Source organism: Chamaesiphon sp. VAR_69_metabat_338 (assembly GCF_031423935.1).
Taxonomy (GTDB): domain Bacteria; phylum Cyanobacteriota; class Cyanobacteriia; order Cyanobacteriales; family Chamaesiphonaceae; genus Chamaesiphon.
Genome location: NZ_JANPGM010000347.1, coordinates 1 through 3,004, shown reverse-complemented (window position 1 = coordinate 3,004; position 3,004 = coordinate 1). Strand labels below are relative to the sequence as shown.

5 protein-coding genes are annotated in these 3,004 nt (G+C 45.5%); 3 read left to right on the top strand and 2 right to left on the bottom strand.

Features of this window, described 5'->3' with window-relative positions; genetic code table 11:
• The coding region (locus tag RMO84_RS09920) for a Smr/MutS family protein (protein ID WP_310488303.1) at positions 1–899 on the top strand (899 nt) is incomplete at its 5' end.
• A gap of 54 nt (positions 900–953) precedes the next feature.
• Positions 954–1,607 (top strand): Uma2 family endonuclease, encoded by a 654-nt coding sequence (locus tag RMO84_RS09915; RefSeq protein ID WP_310488302.1) that lies wholly within the window; start codon positions 954–956, stop codon positions 1,605–1,607.
• A 21-nt stretch (positions 1,608–1,628) separates the two neighbouring features.
• Here the strand turns inward: RMO84_RS09915 and RMO84_RS09910 are convergent, their stop codons facing one another.
• Positions 1,629–1,976: a type II toxin-antitoxin system PemK/MazF family toxin gene (locus RMO84_RS09910; protein WP_310488301.1), complete on the bottom strand. Its 348-nt coding sequence runs from the start codon at positions 1,974–1,976 to the stop codon at positions 1,629–1,631.
• Entirely contained in the window at positions 1,973–2,236 is a 264-nt protein-coding gene (locus RMO84_RS09905; RefSeq protein WP_310488300.1) for a hypothetical protein, read from the bottom strand. Before RMO84_RS09905 ends, RMO84_RS09910 begins: the two co-directional genes overlap by 4 nt.
• A 533-nt stretch (positions 2,237–2,769) precedes the next feature.
• Between RMO84_RS09905 and RMO84_RS09900 the strand changes: the two genes are divergently transcribed.
• The coding region (locus RMO84_RS09900; RefSeq protein ID WP_310488299.1) for a PadR family transcriptional regulator at positions 2,770–3,004 on the top strand (235 nt) is incomplete at its 3' end.

Genomic DNA, 3,004 nt, shown 5'->3' with positions numbered 1-3,004 from the left:
CGCTATCGATCGCCCAAAGATTGGGCTTGAATCCAGAAGTGATCGAAAATGCCAAATCGCAGGTAATATTGGGCGCAACTCAAGAAGTCAACGAAGTCATCGCTGGACTCGAAGCCCAACGGCGCACTCAGGAAACTAAAGCCAATGAAGCAGCAACAGTCTTAAAACAAGCCGAAGCTTTTTACTTAGAAGTTTCCCAAAAAGCCGCCCAATTGCAAGCCCGCGAACAGGAACTCAAAGTCAACCAAGAACGCGCCGTTCAAGCTGCCATTGCCGAAGCCAAAGGCGAAATCGCCCAAGTCATCCGCCAACTCCAACAAGGCCCCCAAACCGCCCAGGCTGCCCAGCAAGCCACCGTCGAACTAGATGGCGTGTCAACCCGTCGCCTACCAGCTAAAACCACTCCCCAGCCGGCTCCAGGCTTCAATCCTAAGGTCGGCGATCGCATTCGCATCCCCAAGATCGGGCAAAAAGCCGAAGTTTTGAGCGAAGTAGATGATAACGGCAATCTCAATGTCAAATTCGGCATCATGAAAATGAATGTCGCCCTCGCCGATATCGAATCGCTCACAGGCGAAAAAGCCGCTCCGTTACCGAAAAAATCTGGAGCTAAAGTGCCAGGTAAAGCCACCCCTACCGCGCCAGTCGTCGCAATTCGGACATCGACAAATACCGTCGATATTCGCGGGCAACGCGTGGCAAATGCTGAGAGCGAAATCGAACGCGGCATCGGTCGCGCCTATCAATCCGGTATTATGTGGGTGATTCACGGCAAAGGTACCGGCAAACTCCGCGAAGGCGTTCATGAGTTCCTAGCTCATCATCCCCAAGTCGATCGATTTGAATTAGCAGGCGAAAAAGACGGCGGCGGCGGTGTAACGATCGCTTATCTCAAGTAAAACATTAGGCTGCGATCGATTCTCACTCTCAAGCCTAAAGAAGGAGGAAAATACATGGTTTCTGCTGCCCCAATTATCGCTCCCTTGCTAATCGGCGAACGCCGAGTGGTTTTTAAAAATATTACCTGGCAGGGTTATCAACAACTGCTGGGGATTTTGGGCGAACATCGAGCGGCAAGATTGACATTCGATCGCGGAATTCTAGAAATTACGATGCCATTAGAAGAACATGAATTTTCTGGTCGTTTAATCGAACTGTTCGTACGAATTTTAGTAGTAGAGTTAGGTTTGAAAATCAAGACAATGGGTTCGACAACGCTCGATCGATCGGATTTAGATCGCGGTGCCGAACCAGATAACGCTTACTATATTCAAAACCAATCCCGCGTGGCTGGGCGCAAAGTAGATCTAGCCATAGATCCGCCGCCCGATTTGGTTGTAGAAGTGGATATTACTCACACCGATATTAATAAGCCAGCTCTATATGCGGCAATGGGAATACCAGAATTTTGGCGGTATGATGGCTGCGAATGGCGGATCTATCAACTGCAAGGCAATGAATATTTAGAAGTACCTAATAGTCCAACTTTCCCGATCGTCTCGAAAGAGAAGTTCTACGAATTTTTGGCAGTTGCCCAGAAAGATGAAGTAGCGGCTGAGATTAATTTGCGGGAGTGGGTGAGATTATCAATCGAACCTAAATCTTAAAGTTGTATCGATCGATCTGCATCACCCAAGCAGAAGTATATCGACCAAGATCGAATCAATATTTTCGATTAATTGTAAGCCCAAGCTACCCAGCTTCCGTTTAATTAATCGTTGCTCTAATGTAACGATTCTACTAACTCTGACTTTAGAAGTCGATTTTAGTCCAGTTTGGGCAAACTCTGGATGACTCAGATCGATGATGAATTCATCCCGATTCACTCGATCTAGATTTTGCGTGGAGATAAAACATAAAGTAACATCTTCACCTTCTGGCTGCACGTACAGCACGATCGCAGGGCGAAGTTTGGTTTGGCTCAGATCTGTAAAGGGAAAAGGCACCAATACCACATCGCCTTTGGCTAAATTCACGCGACTGGTTCCCCATCATCTAGAGTGTACAGATCGGGTTCGTGCTCCAGAAAATCAAACGAGCCACCCATCTGCGCTAGATTGGCAATTTCATGTACCGAAGGATAGTCCAGCTTCTCTACTGTCTTCTCCTCACCAGCCAACCGCGCCGCCACCGCAGAATCAAAAAATAATCGCTGCGTGAGTAAATTCTGCTCTGCTTGAGGCAAGGATTCAATCAGATCGATTATCGAATTTACCAGTTGATTATTAGCAGCCATAAATTATTTCCGTGAGACTATCCCACCGAGAAAATCATGTTAAAATTCTTTCAAGGGTATTTTCACCAAAAATTACCCCTATGACGTACAACCATAAGAGGCAATTTTATGAGCTATCTGGTATGGAGTCACGTATTCCTATCTCTAGGTTACGCACTTATGGCTCTCGACTACTTCGACCGCATGTAGAGCCGTAAACAACTCACCTTTTTTATCTAAGCCGTGTTCCTGGCAGAACGCGGTTTTTTTGTACTTTCGTACAAAAATTGACGTGCGCGCTTTTTTATTGTCGTCCACGCTTTTATTGTATCGCGCACGTTCATTACAATTATATTAATAAACTAATATATACAAGAAATAGAATAAATATTTTCAAGATTCGATCGACTGAACTCAAGCCCCGAAACCCTCATTTAGATGAGTTTTCCTGTCATGGCTTCCCAAATATCCCATCTAACCAAGTCCTCGATCATTAAATACTCGATATTTATAATCTTTGGTATAATTATTAAGAATCTAATATAACTTACACAATGGAAGGCGCGGACTTTCTCAAACTAGAGGAACTGATTTTACTCGCGATCGCGGGAAAGTCAGAAATTTATGGACTAGAAATAGCTACTGACATCGCAAAAGCCAGCGAAGACAAGGTGCAGCTAAACTATGGCTCGCTCTACCCATACTTAAACCGCTTGGAGAAGAAGGGATATATTACCTCTCGCTGGGAAGAGGAGAACGAGAGAAAAGGAGCGCGGCGGAAATATTATC